Raw genomic sequence first — 14,810 nt, forward strand, 5'->3', positions numbered from 1 at the left:
TGGGGTGGCGCGTCAGGGTGGGCGCGCCAAGCGGGGCGTCGGGATGGGCGCGCTGGGGTGGCGCGTCAGGGTGGGCGCGCCAAGCGGGGCGTCGGGATGGGCGCGCTGGGGTGGCGCGTCAGGGTGGGCGCGCCAAGCGGGGCGTCGGGACTGGCGTGCCGGAGTGGGGCGTCGGGATGGGCGCGCTGGGGTGGCGCGTCAGGGCAGGCGTGGGAAGCGGGCCTGGAGGGTCCAGATCGCCGGGTTGTCCGCCAGGTCCTCGTGCATGTCGGTCAGGTCGGCGAGCAGATCGTGCAGGAAGTCCCGGGACTCCCGGCGCAGTTCGGTGTGGGAGAAGGACAGCGGGGGTTCGTCCGCCGGCATCCAGTCCGCCTCGATGTCGACCCAGCCGAAGCGGCGCTCGAAGAGCAGGCGGTCCGTGGACTCGGTGAAGTCCAGCTCCGCCCGCTGCGGCCGGGCCGCCCGGGAGCCCGCCGGGTCCCGGTCGACGCGCTCCACGATGTCGCAGAGCGCCCAGGCGAAGTCGAGCACCGGCACCCATCCCCAGGCTGTGGACAGCTCCCGGTCGGCCTTGGTGTCGGCCAGATAGACGTCCCCGCAGAACAGGTCGTGCCGCAGCGCGCGGACGTCCGCCCGCCGGTAGTCCGTCTGCGGCGGGTCGGGGAAGCGGGTGGAGAGGGCGTAGCCGATGTCGAGCACGCAGGTGATGGTGTCACGCCCGACCGGATAGGTTGCCCACGTGATCCTCACCCCCTTGCGGCCCGGCCCCGACCACGACATCCCCGGCCCCCTCCTCACCGAGCTGACCGCCCTCTACGCCGCCCACCGCGACTTCCACGCGCTCAGCGGCGACTTCCCCGACCCGGACGACGTCCGGCCGGAGCAGGTGGCGGCGGCGCTGGCAGACGAGCTGGCGCGACCGGGCGCCGAGGTGCTGCTCGCCAGGGACGCGGGCCGGCTGACCGGCGTCGCGATCACACTCGCCCGGCATCCCGACCCGGCCGATCCGGACCCCTGGATCGGGCTGCTGATGGTGGACGCGGGCCTGCGGCGCCGGGGATACGGCAGGCGGCTCGCGTCGCTCGTCGAGGAACGGCTCCGGGCCACCGGCCGCACCGCCGTACGGCTCGCCGTGCTCGACTCCGACCCCGGGGCCCTCGCCTTCTGGACCGCCCTCGGCTACACGGCCGTCGACCACCGCCCCGACCTGGAGCGCGGCCGTCCCTGCACGGTGCTGCGCAAGGAGTTCGACAGCGACGTGCCGCGCACCCCGCGCCGCGCCGCCCGGGTCGCCGTGCTCGACCCCGAGGGCGCGGTGTTCCTCCTGCGCTACGACAACATCGAGGTCGGCGTGCACTGGGCGATGCCCGGCGGCGGACTGGACGCGGACGAGAGCCCGCGCGAGGGCGCCCTGCGCGAGGTGCGCGAGGAGACCGGCTGGCACGACCTGGAGCCCGGCCCGCTGCTCTGCACCTGGGAACACGACTTCACCCACCTGAGCGTCGGCCCCGTCCGCCAGCACGAGCACATCTACGTCACCCGCGCCCCGCGCCGCGAACCCACCGGCCCCCACCTCGCCGCCGCACACGCCGCCGACGGCATCCTCGAATGGCGCTGGTGGAGCCGGGCCGAACTGGCCCAGGCCCCCGAACCGCTCTGGCCTCCGGACCTGGCCCTGCTGCTCGACACCTTCGAGGGGTGAGACCGCGGGGACGGCGGTGCCTCACGGGCGGTCCGGCCGGCCGTCCCCGTAGAGCCAGTCGTCCCAGATCTCCGTGAAGTCCTCGTCCGGCGCCGACTTCTCCACGTAGGCCGTGAAGTCCTCGGTGTCCGCGTTGCCGTGGCGGTGCGCGCCGGCCCAGCCCCGCAGCAGGGCCAGGAAGGCGTCGTCGCCGACCTTCTGGCGGATCTTGTGCAGGACCATTGCGCCGCGCTGGTAGACGGGGCTCGCGGAGATGTGCTCGGCGTCGGGCGGGTCGGCGGGCGGGAACGCCCAGATCGAGTCGTTCGCGTCCTCGTCGTCGTAGTAGGAGCCGTCGTAGAGCGCGTCGAAGGTCTGCTGGGCGGTGTCGCCGCCCTCGTCCTCCTCCCACAGCCACTCGGCGTAGGTGGCGAAGCCCTCGCTGAGCCACATGTCCCGCCAGGTCTTCGGGCTGACCGAGTTCCCGTACCACTGGTGGGCGAGTTCGTGGACGAGGAGGACCTGGCTGGGGGCGCCGGGGAAGTAGGGCCGGTTCTGGGTCTCCAGCGCGTATCCGGCGTCCTCGACGCGGTCGACGATCGCGCCGGTGGAGGAGAAGGGGTACGGGCCGAAGTTCTCCTCGCCCCACTCCACCACCTCGGGAATCCGCGCCAGCACCTTGCGGCTCGCGTCGGACTGCTGCGGGTCGACGGCCGTGTACACCGGCAGACCGGCGTCGGTGGTGGAGCGGTCGGTCTCCCACTCGCCGACGGCGACCGTGGCCACGTGGCTCGACATCGGCTCGGCCGTGTGCCAGGTGAACGTCGTACGGCCGCCACGGGTCCGCTCGTCCCGCAGTTCCCCGTTGGAGACCACGCCGAATCCCTCCGGCACGGTCACGGCGAGGTCGTACGTCGCCTTGTCCGAGGGGTGGTGGCTGCCGGGGAACCACGCCATGGAGCCGACCGGCTGGCCGAGCGCCACCGCGCCGTCGGCGGTGGGCAGCCAGCCCTCCTCGGAGTCGTCGGGGTCGATCACCGTCTGAGGTTCGCCGGAGTAGCGGACGCTCACCCGGAACGTCTCCCCGTCGCGCAGCTCGTCGGCCGGGCGGACGGTCAGCTCCTGCCCGGCCCGGTTGAAGCGGGCCTCCCGGCCCTCGACCGTGACCTCCTCGACGTCCAGGCCCTTGAGGTCGAGGTCGAAGGCCGACAGGTCCCGGGTGGCGCGGGCGGTGATCGTCGCGGTGCCGGCGAGGTGCTCGTCGTCGGGCTCGTAGGCCAGCTTCAGGTCGTAGTGGCCGACGTCGTAGCCGCCGTTGCCCGCCTTCGGGAAGTACGGATCGCGCACGCCCGAACCACCGGGACCGCCGTCCACCGCGCCGCCACCGCTGCACGCCGCGAGGACGGTGACGGTGGCGGCGGCTATGAGGGGACGGGAGATGCGCACGTCGTGATCCTATGCGGCGTTTCACGTGAAACGCCCGTTGGGACCGGGTGCCGGGGCCCTACGGGCAGCCCCGCTGCCTTCTGGGTCCTGGGACTAGTTCAGGGCCTCGGCGCCGGCCCGCGCGAACTTCTCGTCCAGGGTGCCGGACGGGGCGCCCGCGACACCGATCCCGGCGATCGGTGCCTTGCCGGCCGTGACCGGGACGCCGCCGCCCAGGAACAGGGTGCCCGGGATGTCCTTCAGGTTCGGGGCGCTCTCCAGGCGGCCCTCCAGCTCGCTGGTGGGGGCGTTCCAGGAGACCGAGGTGAACGCCTTCTTCTCGGCCGACTCGTAGGACTGCGGGCCGGCGCCGTCACCGCGCATGGTGAGGATCGTGTTGCCGTTGCGGTCGACGACCGCCACCGTGATCCGCTGGCCCTCCTTCTTCGCGGCCTTCAGCGCGGCCTGCGCGGCCTCGGTGGCGGCGTCGATCGTCAGGTGCGTGGAGGTCGTGGTGGAGCGCGACCCGGCCGAGGCGGGGGCGGCGGACGCGGCGGAGTCCCGGCCGCTCTCCGGAGCGGAGGCGTTCGCGGTCACCGTGCCGAAGGTGCCGGCGGCGACGGCGGCGAGCACGGCGCCTCCGGTGGCGATGCGGGCGCGTCGGGAGAGGGTCTTCTTCATGGCGGTCTGCTCCTCGGGATCGGACGGGGGTCGGACGGGATCGGGCGCTGTGCTGCGTCCCTCTCTCCACCCTCCGTCCCGCCGCCCCGGTGCCCGGTCGCCGTTCCGGCTGCTCCCGGACGGCGGAACGGGCGAGGCCGGGGTCGTCCGATCGGTTGACCCGGACACCCCCCGCACAGGGCACCATGGGTGTGTTCGGGCAGCTCAGCGACCTCCTGCGGCACGTTGGGGGACACGAACCCGGACACGGACCGGACAAAGGACCGGTCACGGACCGGACCCGACGCGGCCAGGAGGCGGAAGGAGGCGGGCGGATGCCGAAGCCGTACGACCCCGACACCCGGTGGCTCGGTGCCGTCATGCACGCGGCGTTCCTCCTGCTGCTCGGCGGCGCCCTCGCCCGCTTCCTGCTGCGCCACCCCGGCGAGCCCCGCACCCCGTGGATCCTCGCCCTGTCCCTCGCGCTGGCCCTGCTGCACCTGCTCGGGCCGGTCCTGAGCGGGCCCGGAGAGCGGCCCACGGGGCGGCGCGTGGCCTGGCTGGGCCTGGTGGTCGCGGTGTGGATGGTGCTGGTCGTCCTCGCGCCCAGCTTCGCCTGGTGCGCGGTGCCCCTCTTCTACACCGGCCTGCGCACCCTGCCGCCCCGGGCGGCGCTGGTGCTGGTCGGCGTCCTGACGGTGTTCGTGGTCGCCGCGCAGCTCCGGCTCGCCGGGAGCTTCGATCCGAACCTGCTGCTGGCCCCGCCCGCCGTCGCCGCCATCGCCACCGCCGTGTTCCTGCACACCGAACGGCAGACCGCCCGGCAGCGCGCCCTGATCGACGACCTGATCCGCACCCGCCGCGAACTCGCCGCCTCCGAGCGCCGCGAGGGCACCCTCGCCGAACGCCAGCGGCTGTCCATGGAGATCCACGACAGCCTCGCGCAGGGCCTGTCCAGCCAGCGGATGCTGCTCCAGGCCGCCGAGCGGGTCTGGGAGTCCGACCCGGACAAGGCCCGCGCCCACGTCAAGGGCGCCGCCTCCGTCGCCGAGCACAACCTCGCCGAGGCCCGCCGCTTCGTCCACGACCTCGCCCCGGCCGACCTCGCCCGGGGCGGCGGCCTCGAGGCGGCGCTGCGCGCACTGGCCGCGCGGGAGTCCGGCGACGACCTCACCGTGCGCGTCCACGTCGACGACGGCGCCCGCGTCCCGCCGCTGCCCGACCGCGTCCAGTCGGCCCTGCTGCGCATCGCGCAGGGCGCCCTGGCCAACGTCCGGGAGCACGCGGGCGCGTCCACCGCCGCGCTCAGCCTCACCCTCCTCGACGACCAGGCCGTGCTGGACGTCACCGACGACGGCCACGGCTTCGAACCGGCCGTCCTGCCCGACGCCCCCGCCGGAGTGCGGGGCCACGGACTGCCCGCGATGCGCGCCCGGCTGCGCCAGCTCGGTGGCACCCTGACCGTCGAGTCCGCGCCCGGCGAGGGCACCGTCCTGTCCGCCGCCGTCCCCCTGGACCCGCCCCGCACCGACCCGGCCGACGCCCAGGAGGCACCCCGATGACCGACCCGGCAGCCGGCGCTCCCGCCCCCGTGCGCATCCTGGTCTGCGACGACCACGTCGTCGTACGGGCCGGGCTCCTCGCCCTGCTCGACAGCGCCCCCGGCATCGAGGTGGTCGGCGAGGCAGGCACCGGCGAGGAGGCGCTCGCGCTCGCCGGACGGCTGGCGCCGGACGTGGTGCTGATGGACCTCCAGCTCGGCGAGGGCATCGACGGCGTGGAGACCACCCGTCGCCTCACCACAGCCCCGGCGGCCGGCTCCGGCGGCCGCACACCGCACGTACTCGTCCTGACCACGTACGACACCGACGCCGACATCACCCGCGCCATTGAGGCCGGCGCCACCGGCTACCTGCTGAAGGCGGAGCGCCCCGAGGAACTGTTCGCCGCGATCCACGCCGCCGCCCAGGGGCGTACGGCGCTGTCGGGGCCGGTCGCCAGCCGGGTCATGGCCAACATGCGGCGCCCGAGGCCCTCCCTCACCGACCGCGAGCGCGACATCCTGGCGCAGCTCGCCACCGGTCTCGGCAACCGGGAGATCGCCCGCGCCCTGTTCATCAGCGAGGCCACGGTCAAGACCCATCTGCGCCGGATCTACGACAAACTCGGCGTCGACACCCGCGCGGGCGCGGTCGCCGTGGCCAAGGAGCAGCGCCTGCTGCCGTGACGCGGACGCCGGAACAAGCCGACCGGCCGCCCGGACACGCCGAAGGCCCCCCGGCCGGACGTCCGGGGGGCCTTCGTACGGAACTGCTCGGCGGGCGAACGTCAGACGTTCACGCCGAAGTCCTGGGCGATGCCGACCAGGCCCGAGGCGTAGCCCTGGCCGACGGCGCGGAACTTCCACTCGGCGCCGTTGCGGTACAGCTCGCCGAAGACCATGGCGGTCTCGGTGGCGGCGTCCTCGGACAGGTCGTAGCGGGCGATCTCGGCGCCGCCGGCCTGGTTGAGGATGCGGATGTAGGCGTTGCGGACCTGGCCGAAGTTCTGCGAGCGGTTCTCCGCGTCGTAGATCGAGACCGGGAAGACGATCTTCTCGATGTCGGCCGGCAGACCCGCCAGGTTGACGTTGATCGCCTCGTCGTCGCCGGCGCCCTCGCCGGTGCGGTTGTCACCGGTGTGGACGATGGTGTTGTCCGGCGTCTGCTTGTTGTTGAAGAAGACGAAGTGGCCGTCGGAGTAGACCTTGCCCTGCGTATTGACCGCGATCGCGGACGCGTCGAGGTCGAAGTCGGTGCCGGTGGTGGTACGGACGTCCCAGCCGAGGCCCACGGTGACCTCGGTCAGGCCCGGAGCCTCCTTGGTGAGCGAGACGTTGCCACCCTTGGACAGGCTTACAGCCATTGTTGGGAGTCCCTTCCCTCGTTTACGTACGGCAAGAAAGCTACAGCTACCCCCATGAACGTCGAGGGGGGTACGTAAGGTTCCAGCTCTCTTTACTTTCTTTACCGAGTGCGGGACCGAGGATATTCGGGTGACGTGACCCGCTCGGGGGCGGGAACATGGACGGCATGTCCGGTCCCCATGTCATCCGCGGTTCCGTCTCCCTTCCCGAGGCCGAGCTGGTCTGGCGCTTCTCGCGTTCCTCGGGGCCGGGCGGCCAGCACGTCAACACCACCGACACGGCGGTCGAGCTGCGTTTCGACCTGGCGCGGACCGAGGCCCTGCCGGAGGTGTGGAAGCGGCGGGCGCTGGAACGGCTGGCCGGGCGCCTGTCCGACGGCGTCCTCAGCGTCCGCGCCTCCGAGCACCGCTCCCAGTGGCGCAACCGCGAGACCGCCGCGGTGCGCCTGGCGGCGCTGCTCGCCGAGGCCACCGCGCCCCCGCCGAAGCAGCGTCGCCCCACCCGCATCCCACGCGGCATCAACGAACGCCGTCTGCGCGAGAAGAAGCAGCGCGCCCAGACCAAGCGGGGGCGCTCCGCGCGGGACTGGGACTGAGCGGCGCGGGGGTTCCCGTCCTGCCTGTCCGCGGGTTCGTCGTGGCTGGTCGCGCGGTTCCCCGCGCCCCTTTCGGGCCGCGCGGTTCCCCGCGTTCCTTTCGGGGCGTGTTCCGCGGTGTTCAGTCCAGCTCCAGTACGCCCACCGTCTCGCCCTCGCTCGTCTCCCCGTTGGGGCGAAAGCCCAGGCCCAGGTAGAAGCCCTCGGGGCCGTTCGGGCCCGGATGCCAGGTCACCCAGCACTCCTTGCCGCCGCGACGGCGGATCTCCTCCACCACCGACTCCACGGCGAAGCGGCCGTAGCCGCGGCCCTGTTCACCGGCCGCGATGTTCAGCCGCCACAGGCCCGAGCGCAGGACGCTGCCGTCCTCGTACCAGTCGATGTCGAGGAAGGCCATCAGGAAGCCGACCGGACGGTCGCCGTCCACGATCAGCCGGGGCCAGGCGACGCCGTGGTGGACGTACGCCTCGGCGAGGGACTTCACCACCGGGTCCACGGCGAACTCCTGCTCCGGGCGCACCCGGATGCCGGTGGCGGCCTCGAAGTTCGCGGAAGTGATCGTCTCCAGGCGGAGACCGGCGTGCGTCGTCATGGGCGCACCCTAGGCAGGCGGCGCGAGGGCGGGCGAGTGAATTGCGGCTCAGCCCAACTGCCGGTACCGGCCCCGGAAGTACGTCAGCGGCCCCCCGTCCGCGCTCGGCAGGGCGGCGGTCAGCACCCGGCCGATGACCAGCACGTGGTCCCCGGCCGGCACCCGCTGCTCGGTGCGGCACTCCAGGGTGGCCAGCGCGCCCCCGGCCAGCGGCGCCCCGGTCGCCCCGCCCCGCACGTAGGGGATGTCGGCGAAGAGGAGGCGGTCGCTGATCCTGCCCTTCATCGCGAAGCGGCCGGCGATGTGCCGCTGGCTCTCGGAGAGCACGGAGACCGCCCACAAGGGCTGCTCGTCGAGCAGGTCGTCCATGCGGGAGCCGGTCCGCAGGCTGACCAGGACCAGCGGCGGGTCCAGGGAGACCGACATGAAGGCCGTGGCCGTCATCCCGACGTCCTCGCCGCCCGGCGCCAGCGGGTCGTCGGCGTCGAGCGGCGGCTCCTGGGCGGTCACCAAGACCACGCCCGAGGCCAGCCGGGACATGGCGGCACGGAATTCCTCGTTGCTCACCCCCTCAGCATGCCCGGCGGCGGGCGACGGCAACGGGAGCGCGGGGGACGCGTGGGACGTGAGAGAGGGAGTATTCGGCACGCCTTCACGCTAATCTCCGGACTCTCGGCCGGACATCGGACCCCGGTCCGAACCGGGACCTAGGACCACGGACGGAGACGTGCGCATAGCCACAAAATTTGCGTTCAGTAAACGCACAGGGAAAACGCAGAAACTCCACTCAATTGTTCATCTTCCGCTGTGACTTGAGTCACAAGGGGCGGTAATTGTTGACCCTGTGTACCGAGTGGGGAGCGCGCTGTGATTCAGTGGCGGGGAACCTGCAAGGGCACCATCAGTAAGGGCGCCGGAGAGATCCCTTGATTCGCTGCGAGGTCTCGGGGGGAGGGCGAGCATGGAGACCGAGTCGGAGCCCTACGTCCGTCTTGCGTCCCTGCGGCAACTGCACCAGGCCATGGCCGACATGAACAAGGCCCGCAGCCTGGCCGACACCCTGCAGGCCGTCGCCGACGGCGTCGTCCAGGCCCTGGGGTACGAGCTGGCCTGCGTCAACCTGGTCCGTCCCGACGGCGATCTCGTCGTCGCCGCCTTCGCCGGCAACCCGGCCGCCGAGGCCCTCATCACCGGCCGCTCGGGCTCCCGCGACTCCTGGGACCGGCGGCTGAACATGGGCGAGCAGTGGGGCGACCTGATCTTCATACCGCACACCGAGGGCTGGATCCTCGACGACGACGACGTCCCGCAGTGGTACACCGACGGACCCGCGCCCCGCTTCGAGGACGAGTGGCACCCCTCGGACCGCCTCTTCGCCCCGATGTACGCGCCGGGCCCGCAGGGCGGCGGCAACAGCGGCGAGCTGATCGGCGTCCTGTCCGTGGACCGGCCGCGCAACGGCCGCCGCCCCGGCGCCTGGGGCCGCGAGGCTTTGCAGATGTACGCCTTCCAGGCCGCCATAGCCATCAGCAACGCCCGGCTCCGCTCCAACATGCAGCGCGCCCTGGTCCGCCTGGAGCGCGACCAGCAGGCGCTCAGGGCCAGCGAGGAGAGCTTCCGCCAGGCCTTCGAGTACGCCCCCTCCGGCATGGCCATCGCCGAGATGGGCGGCGACCAGCACGGCCGGATCCTGCGCACCAACGACGCGCTCTGCCGCCTGCTGGGCCGCCCCGCCTCCGCGATGCGCCGTTACGCCTTCTCCGACCTCGTCCACCCCGAGGACATCGGCACCCTGCTGCGCACCTCCGCCGAGGGCGGCCGGGCCGAGCTGCGCCTCGGCCGCCGCGACGGCACCTACGTCTGGGTCTCGCTGCGCAACAGTGTTGTCGCCGACGCCGCCGACGGGCCGCGTTTCCTGCTCACCCACGTCGAGGACATCGAGGAACGCAAGCGCCGCGAGCTCCAGCTCGCCCACCGCGCCTCCCACGACTCCCTCACCGGACTGCCCAACTCCGCCGAACTGCGCTCCCGCCTGGCCGCCCGGCTCTGCCAGCGCCCGCAGTCCTCGCACGCGGCGATCGCCGACGCGATGGACGCCGCCTACGGGCATCCCGCCGTCTTCGACTCCGGCGGCCACACCTTCGACTTCAGCGCGCCCGCCGAGCCGTACGGGGCCTACGACCACCATGTGCACGCCGTCGCCCCCGAGGACGGCCGCGACGACGGCACCAAGGGCCTCGCGGTCCTCTTCTGCGACCTGGACGGCTTCAAGTCGATCAACGACCGTTTCGGGCACAACGCGGGCGACGCCGTGCTCATCGAGGTCGCCCGCCGGCTCGGCGGCGGCGTCCGCGACGGAGACACGGTGGCCCGGCTCGGCGGCGACGAGTTCGTGATCCTCGCCAACGGCCTCGGCCGCGCCGACGCCGAGGACCTCGCCGTACGCCTGCGCAACGAGATCATCCAGCCGATCCGGGCCGAGGGCCGGGCCGTCCGCGTGGGCGCCAGTTTCGGCATCGGATGGGCACACTGCGGGATGACGGCGGACGAGGTGTTGAAGTCTGCTGACGAACGGATGTACGTCGAGAAACGATCTCGTCCCAAACAGCACCGCCGAGCCGGATGATCACCAGGTCAGCGCGCTGATGCGGTCTGAGTCACCCGTTTGGGCCAGCCCGAGCGGGTAGGCTCGCCATCTCACACCTGTACCGCAACGCACCGCATCTGGTTAGGAGACCAAGGGATGACGCCCGGCAGCAACGGCGCGAGCACGCCCGAGGACGACGACCCCTTCGGCTATCTCTACGCCGACGGGCAGGCCAACGGGGCCCAGCCGCCGTCCGGTGGCTACGGCTACCCGAACTCCGTCAACCGGGTGCGTCCCGTCGGTACACGGCAGTACGGGGCGCCACAGCAGCACCAGGGCACCCAGACCGCCGCCTTCGGCCAGGCCGCCCCGCCCCAGCAGGGTGCCTACGGCCAGCCGCAGGGCGCCTACGGTCAGCCGAACGCGCACTACGCCGCGCCGGAGACGCTCCCCGGCGGCGGTGGCGGTTCTCACACCGGCTCGCCGCAGTCCGGGCACGGCGGGGGCGGGGGACGCCGCGGCCCCAACACCAAGGGTCTGCTGATCGGCGCGGTCGCCGTGGTCGCCGCCGTCGTGATTGGCATCGCCGTCGCGATGACGAGCAGCGGCTCGGACGACGACAAGGGCGACGAAGCGTCGGGCGGCGACCCCACCGCCGGCCAGTCCCAGACCACCGAACCGAGCGCGTCCGCGAGCGACGGCGGTGAGGAAGAGGAGGTCAAGCTGCCCTCCATCGACGCCAAGGCGATGCGGCTGGGCGGTTCCGCCTCCCTCGCGTCGGACGTCGAGGGCGCGCAGAACGAGGGCGGCGTCTACGTCGCGAACCTCAACCAGCCCGGCGCCTCGGTCACCTGGACCGTCGACGGCATCCCGGAGGACGGCCTCTACACCCTCTTCACCGGGTACAGCGCCGCCGGCGAGGACCAGTCGATGACCCTCACGGTCAACGGCAAGGAGTTCGGGAGCAAGCTCAACCTGGGCAACTTCACCGGCGCCAAGGACGGCGAGTTCGACAAGGGCTGGACCAAGACCTACGCCTGGCCCACCCTGAACAAGGGCACCAACACGATCACGCTCTCCTGCGCCGACGGCGACAAGTGCAACGTCCTGCTGGACCAGTTCTCCCTGAAGAAGGGCCAGGTCAAGGACTAGGGCAGGCGGCTCACGCCGCCCCCGCCTCCGCCGTCACCGCGACCCCCCGCCCGACCATCTCCTCGTACGCCGCCCGGTCGAACTCGCCGGCCACCGGTGCGAGGACCGTCGCCGCCGACAGGGCGACCGCGCGGGCCAGCCGGTCCGGCCAGGGCAGGTGCTCGACCAGGCCGGAGAGCAGGCCCGCGACCGCCGAGTCGCCCGCGCCGGTCGGGTTGCCGTGCACGTGGGCCGGCGGCGCGGCCCGCCAGCGGCCCTCCGGGGTCACCGCGAGCAGCCCCTCCGCGCCCAGCGACGCGATCACCGAGCGGGCGCCGCGGCGCCGGGCCGCCTGGGTGGCCCGCAGCGGCTCGTGCGAACCGGTCAGCTCGGCCAGTTCGTCGGCGTTCGGCTTGATCAGGTCCGGCCGGGCGGCGACGCCCCGCCGCAACGGCTCCCCGCTGGTGTCGAGCAGCACCGGCACGCCCGCGGCGCGAGCGGACCGCACCAGACCGGCATAGGCGCCCACCGGGACGCCCGGCGGCAGGCTGCCGCACAACGCCACCGCGGAGGCACCGCCGAGCAGCTCCTCGTACGTGTCCTGGAAGGCGTTCCACTCGGCGGGGGCGACGGCCGGGCCCGGCTCGTTGAGCTGGGTGGTGTCGCCGGTGCGTTCGTCGACGACGGCGATGGTGCGCCGGGTGGCCCCGGCGACGGGCACCAGCGCGTCGGTCACCCCGGGCACGCCGGACAGCCCGTCGCGTACGGCGCCGCCGGTGGTGCCGCCCGCGAAACCGGTGACCGTCACCTCGTGCCCGAGGGCGGCCAGCACCCGGGCCACGTTCAGCCCCTTGCCCCCGGCCCGCTCCGTCACGTCGCTGACCCGGTGGGACGCGTGCGGCCGCAGGGACCGGACCCGGTAGGTGATGTCGAGAGCGGTGTTGAGCGTGACGGTGAGGATCACCGGTACCGACCTCCCCCGATCGCCTCCGGCCGTCTGTCCCGGAGATGTTTTCCGAAGACACGATCATGCCAAACGGACGGCGGTCGGCCCAGTCCCCCCGTCGGATCAGCCCAGTTGGGGCTCGACCACCCAGGCGCCGTGCCGCATCACGCCCCGCACGTCGAAGGCGTCGTCCAGCACCACCAGGTCGGCGTTCTTGCCGGGCTCCAGGGAGCCGATCCGGTCGGAGAGGCCGAGCAGCCGGGCCGGGTTGGCGGAGATCGCCGCGACGACGTCCCCGACGGGCAGCCCGTCGACCGTCACCGCCCGCTTGAAGGCGCGGTCCAGGGTGAGCGTGGAGCCCGCGATCGAGCCGCCCTCCACCAGCCGGGCCACCCCGTCCGCGACCTCGACCTCCATCGGGCCGAGCAGATAGCGGCCGTCGCCGAAGCCGGCCGCGTCCATCGCGTCCGTGATGAAGGCGACCCGGTCCGCGCCCGCGTGGTGGAAGGCCAGCTGGAGCGAGGCCGGGTGCAGGTGCGTGCCGTCGTTGATCAGCTCGACGGTGATCCGCTCGTCCTCGAGGAGCGCCGCGATCGGGCCGGGGGAGCGGTGACCGAGCGGCGGCATCGCGTTGAAGAGGTGCGTGGCGACCGTGGCGCCCGCGTCGATGGCCTGGACCGTCTGCTCGTACGTCGCGTCCGTGTGCCCGACCGCCGCGATCACGCCGTGCTCCGCGAGCAGCCGTACGGAGTCCAGACCGCCCGGCAGCTCGGTGGCCAGCGTGACCATCTTCGCGTGCCCGTGGGCGGCGTCGACCAGCTTGCGGACCTCGGCCGGGTCGGGGTCGCGCAGCAGCTGCTCGTCGTGCGCGCCCTTGCGGCACGGGGAGATGAAGGGCCCCTCGAAGTGGATGCCGGCGATGTCACCCTGCTGCGCCAGCTCGGCGAGCACCCCGGCGCGCCGGGCCAGGAAGTCCAGGTCGCCGGTGACGGCGGAGGCGACCACCGTGGTGGTGCCGTGGCGGCGGTGGGTCTCGACGCCCTTGAGGATGTCCTCGGGCGTGCCGCCGGTGAAGGAGGCGCCGCCGCCGCCGTGGTTGTGGATGTCGACGAAGCCGGGCACCACCCAGTGCCCCGACAGGTCGAGGACTTCCGCGCCGGGGGGCGCCGTGTCCGCGATCCGGGTGCCGTCGACGATCACGCGGCCGTCGTCCACGGTCCCGGTGGGCAGTACCACCCGGGCACCGGCGAGAACCTTGCTTGGGGCCATCAGGTGGTTACCTCCGGGGGAGTCGCGGTCGTGGGGGTGGTGCCGGTCGGTTCGGTGGCGAGCAGGTCCCAGGCGAGCAGCCCGGCACCCAGGCAGCCGGCTGTGTCCCCCAGCGCCGCGGGGACGATCTCCGGCAGCTTCTGGAAGGTGACGCGCCGCCGCACGGCGTCCCGCAGCGGTGTGAACAAGGTTTCCCCCGCCTCGGCGAGGCCGCCACCGATGATCAGGACGCGCGGGTCCAGCAGAGTGAGCGCGGTGACCAGCCCGTCGGCCAGCGCGTCCACGGCGTCCTGCCAGACCGCGAGCGCGCGGGCGTCGCCCGACTCGACGGCCTTGGCACAGTCGGCGGCGTCCGCGGCCGGGTCGCCGCAGGCCTCGGCCCACGCCTGGCTGACCGCCGACGCGGACGCGAACCGCTCCAGGCAGCCGCGCTGCCCGCACGGGCAGGGGATGCCGCCGGGCCGTACGACGACGTGGCCGATCTCGCCCGCGAAGCCGTGCGCGCCGGACTCCACCCTGCCGTCGATGCCGATGGCGCCCGCGATGCCGGTGCCCAGCGGCACGAACAGGAACCGGTCGGCGCCCCGCCCGGCCCCGATCCGCCCCTCGGCCAGCCCGCCGGCCCGCACGTCGTGGCCGAGGGCGACGGGGACGGCGCCGAGCCGGTCGCCGAGCAGGGAACGCAGGGGTACGTCGCGCCAGCCGAGGTTGGCCGCGTACACGGCGGTGCCGTGCTCCTCGTCGATGATGCCGGGGACGGCGACGCCGGCCGCGCGGGCGGGCTCGCCGAACCGGTCGGCGCCGTGGGCGCGCAGTTCGGCGGCGAAGTCGAGGATGCCCGCGACCACCGCCTCGGGTCCGCGCTCGCGGCCGGTGGCCCGGCGGGCCCGGTGCAGCAGCTCGCCCCCGGACCCGACGAGGGCGGCCTTCATCCCGGTGCCGCCCACATCGAGGGCGATGACATGTCTCACGGGGACAGTGTGGCCCGTTGACCCGGGAGAGGTCTAGTCCACTGCCGT

The 14,810-nt window shown here is 73.3% G+C and carries 15 protein-coding genes; 6 read left to right on the forward strand and 9 right to left on the reverse strand.

All coding sequences use genetic code 11. The features are described from left to right. Window positions 1–198: 198 nt before the first annotated feature. Window positions 199–699, reverse strand: a complete 501-nt coding sequence (locus tag ACGF3J_RS12405; protein WP_161331205.1) for a hypothetical protein — start codon at window positions 697–699, stop codon at window positions 199–201. A gap of 40 nt (window positions 700–739) precedes the next feature. On the opposite strand from ACGF3J_RS12405, the gene ACGF3J_RS12410 reads away from it, so the two are divergent. Next, on the forward strand, window positions 740–1,702 hold the full coding sequence (locus ACGF3J_RS12410; protein ID WP_161331204.1) for a GNAT family N-acetyltransferase: 963 nt from the start codon (window positions 740–742) through the stop codon (window positions 1,700–1,702). Between the two features lie 21 nt (window positions 1,703–1,723). Here ACGF3J_RS12410 and ACGF3J_RS12415 read toward each other — a convergent pair whose 3' ends face one another. Together ACGF3J_RS12415 and ACGF3J_RS12420 are read right to left on the reverse strand one after the other, a co-directional pair. Next, complete coding sequence (locus ACGF3J_RS12415) at window positions 1,724–3,127, reverse strand: M1 family metallopeptidase (protein WP_393854100.1); 1,404 nt, start codon at window positions 3,125–3,127, stop codon at window positions 1,724–1,726. Between the two features lie 93 nt (window positions 3,128–3,220). After that, on the reverse strand, window positions 3,221–3,787 hold the full coding sequence (locus tag ACGF3J_RS12420) for a heme-binding protein (RefSeq protein WP_393854101.1): 567 nt from the start codon (window positions 3,785–3,787) through the stop codon (window positions 3,221–3,223). A 314-nt stretch (window positions 3,788–4,101) separates the two neighbouring features. Between ACGF3J_RS12420 and ACGF3J_RS12425 the strand changes: the two genes are divergently transcribed. After that, window positions 4,102–5,328: a sensor histidine kinase gene (locus ACGF3J_RS12425; RefSeq protein ID WP_393854102.1), complete on the forward strand. Its 1,227-nt coding sequence runs from the start codon at window positions 4,102–4,104 to the stop codon at window positions 5,326–5,328. Beyond that, window positions 5,325–5,993, forward strand: a complete 669-nt coding sequence (locus tag ACGF3J_RS12430) for a response regulator transcription factor (RefSeq protein ID WP_161328104.1) — start codon at window positions 5,325–5,327, stop codon at window positions 5,991–5,993. Before ACGF3J_RS12425 ends, ACGF3J_RS12430 begins: the two co-directional genes overlap by 4 nt. A gap of 101 nt (window positions 5,994–6,094) precedes the next feature. Here the strand turns inward: ACGF3J_RS12430 and ACGF3J_RS12435 are convergent, their stop codons facing one another. Continuing rightward, window positions 6,095–6,670, reverse strand: a complete 576-nt coding sequence (locus tag ACGF3J_RS12435) for a TerD family protein (RefSeq protein WP_055417542.1) — start codon at window positions 6,668–6,670, stop codon at window positions 6,095–6,097. 158 nt (window positions 6,671–6,828) lie between these two features. On the opposite strand from ACGF3J_RS12435, the gene arfB reads away from it, so the two are divergent. Continuing rightward, window positions 6,829–7,266, forward strand: a complete 438-nt coding sequence (gene arfB / locus ACGF3J_RS12440; RefSeq protein WP_393854103.1) for an alternative ribosome rescue aminoacyl-tRNA hydrolase ArfB — start codon at window positions 6,829–6,831, stop codon at window positions 7,264–7,266. 121 nt (window positions 7,267–7,387) lie between these two features. On the opposite strand, the gene ACGF3J_RS12445 is transcribed toward arfB, so the two are convergent. Together ACGF3J_RS12445 and ACGF3J_RS12450 are read right to left on the reverse strand one after the other, a co-directional pair. Beyond that, window positions 7,388–7,858, reverse strand: a complete 471-nt coding sequence (locus tag ACGF3J_RS12445; RefSeq protein ID WP_161328102.1) for a GNAT family N-acetyltransferase — start codon at window positions 7,856–7,858, stop codon at window positions 7,388–7,390. A 48-nt stretch (window positions 7,859–7,906) separates the two neighbouring features. Beyond that, window positions 7,907–8,506, reverse strand: coding sequence for a flavin reductase family protein (locus tag ACGF3J_RS12450; RefSeq protein WP_373462974.1), 600 nt, complete (start codon window positions 8,504–8,506; stop codon window positions 7,907–7,909). A 313-nt stretch (window positions 8,507–8,819) separates the two neighbouring features. Here ACGF3J_RS12450 and cdgB point away from each other — a divergent pair, with 313 nt between their 5' ends. Together cdgB and ACGF3J_RS12460 are read left to right on the forward strand one after the other, a co-directional pair. Further along, complete coding sequence (cdgB, locus tag ACGF3J_RS12455; RefSeq protein ID WP_161328101.1) at window positions 8,820–10,484, forward strand: diguanylate cyclase CdgB; 1,665 nt, start codon at window positions 8,820–8,822, stop codon at window positions 10,482–10,484. A 117-nt stretch (window positions 10,485–10,601) separates the two neighbouring features. Next, entirely contained in the window at window positions 10,602–11,597 is a 996-nt protein-coding gene (locus tag ACGF3J_RS12460) for a carbohydrate-binding protein (protein ID WP_161328100.1), read from the forward strand. A gap of 10 nt (window positions 11,598–11,607) precedes the next feature. On the opposite strand, the gene ACGF3J_RS12465 is transcribed toward ACGF3J_RS12460, so the two are convergent. The 3 genes from ACGF3J_RS12465 to ACGF3J_RS12475 all read right to left on the reverse strand — a co-directional run bounded on the left by ACGF3J_RS12465 (window position 11,608) and on the right by ACGF3J_RS12475 (window position 14,723). After that, window positions 11,608–12,540: a 1-phosphofructokinase family hexose kinase gene (locus tag ACGF3J_RS12465; RefSeq protein WP_393854104.1), complete on the reverse strand. Its 933-nt coding sequence runs from the start codon at window positions 12,538–12,540 to the stop codon at window positions 11,608–11,610. A 105-nt stretch (window positions 12,541–12,645) separates the two neighbouring features. Then, window positions 12,646–13,791, reverse strand: coding sequence for an N-acetylglucosamine-6-phosphate deacetylase (nagA, locus tag ACGF3J_RS12470; RefSeq protein WP_161325886.1), 1,146 nt, complete (start codon window positions 13,789–13,791; stop codon window positions 12,646–12,648). Continuing rightward, entirely contained in the window at window positions 13,791–14,723 is a 933-nt protein-coding gene (locus ACGF3J_RS12475) for an ROK family protein (RefSeq protein WP_202557354.1), read from the reverse strand. Before ACGF3J_RS12475 ends, nagA begins: the two co-directional genes overlap by 1 nt. Window positions 14,724–14,810: the final 87 nt, after the last annotated feature.

The sequence above is a fragment of the Streptomyces sp. NPDC048171 genome (genome assembly GCF_043202655.1).
GTDB lineage: Bacteria > Actinomycetota > Actinomycetes > Streptomycetales > Streptomycetaceae > Streptomyces.